The organism is Micromonospora sp. U56 (assembly GCF_018070095.1).
GTDB classification, from domain to species: Bacteria; Actinomycetota; Actinomycetes; order Mycobacteriales; family Micromonosporaceae; genus Micromonospora; species Micromonospora purpureochromogenes.
In genome coordinates this window covers 1-1,455 of the sequence record NZ_JAGPYL010000250.1, presented here as the reverse complement: position 1 = coordinate 1,455, position 1,455 = coordinate 1, and the positions used below count along the sequence as shown (strand labels likewise).

1 protein-coding gene is annotated in these 1,455 nt (G+C 67.1%); it reads left to right on the top strand.

The window, feature by feature from the left end; genetic code table 11:
* The first annotated feature begins 68 nt into the window (after positions 1-68).
* Positions 69-1,322 (top strand): IS701 family transposase, encoded by a 1,254-nt coding sequence (locus KBX37_RS33810; RefSeq protein WP_210779879.1) that lies wholly within the window; start codon positions 69-71, stop codon positions 1,320-1,322.
* Positions 1,323-1,455 lie beyond the last annotated feature (133 nt).

Genomic DNA, 1,455 nt, shown 5'->3' with positions numbered 1-1,455 from the left:
CTAGTAGTACTTTGTCACGTTTTGGCCAACCGTAGGTGTTGTCTTCGCCGTGACTCGTTGATTCCTGTGTGGACAGCTTTGAGGTGGCACGCCTTCGTGGTGACCTGGCCGATTTCGCTGAGGACGTGTTCGGGTCTTTGACGCGGGCAGGGTGGCGGGACCGGGCGGTCTCGTATGTGCAAGGCCTGATGCTGGATGGGCGGCGTAAGTCGATCCAGCCGATGGCGGGCCGCCTGGAGGGTGTTCATGATCAGGCGTTGAACCATTTCGTGACGAACAGTCCGTGGGACGTCACGCCGGTGCGGCGGCGGTTGGCGTGTCGGATGGATGCCGTGATCGGGCCGCTGGCGTGGGCGGTGGACGACACGGGTTGGCTCAAGTGTGGATCCGCGTCGCCGGGGGTGGCCCGGCAGTACACCGGCACCGCGGGCAAGGTCACCAACTGTCAGATCGGGGTGAGCGTCAACCTGGTCACCGACACCGCTTCGTGTCCGGCCGACTGGCGACTGTTCCTACCCGCCGCATGGGACCCCTCCTCGCCGGATGCCGGCCCGGACACGGTCCGGCGGCGGGACCGGGCCGGGATTCCCGACGAGGTCGGACATCGGGAAAAATGGCGCCTGGCATTGGACATGATCGACGAGATGACTGGCTGGGGCCTGCGGGCCCCGCTGATCGTTGCCGACGCCGGATACGGCGACGCAGCCGAGTTCCGCTACGGCCTGGCCGAGCGGGGCTTGTCCTATGTGGTGCAGGTGTCGATGCGCGTCGGCGTGTATCCGCAGGAGGCCGTGCGCGCCACGCCGCCCTACCAGGGCGTCGGGAAGTATCCTGAGCCGCGCTACCGGGAACTCGCCACCTCGGTGAAGGACCTGATCCTGGCCGGCGGCCCTGCCCAGGCCCAGCAAATCACCTGGCGCGACGGCTCCCGCCGCCGGGCCGGCAAACCGATCAAGATGCGGTCCCACTTCGTGTTCACTCGCGTGCGGCCCGCCGGGCGGACGCTGCTCGCCGCCCACCGCGGCCGGGACCTCCCCGAAGCGTGGCTGATCGCCGAATGGCCACCCGGGCAGGACGAGCCCACCAAGTACTGGCTGTCGAACCTGCCCGCCACCACCGCCAAACGCACCCTGATCCGATGGGCGAAACTACGCTGGCGTATCGAGCACGACTACCGCGAACTGAAAACCGGCCTCGGCCTCGACCACTACGAAGGCCGCACCTGGCAAGGCTGGCACCACCACGTCACCCTCGTCTCCGCAGCCCACGCCTTCTGCACCCTCCAACGCCTGCACCACCCAAAAGCAGCAGCGCCGGCCTGAGCCTCTACGCAGTCCTCCGCGACCTGCAACATCTCCTCGTCCGCCTCGCCGGCGCCTGCCCCACCTGCAAAACCCGCTTCCCCACCAGACGAAAACCCCTAGACCCCATCCGATCATGACAAAGTACTACTAG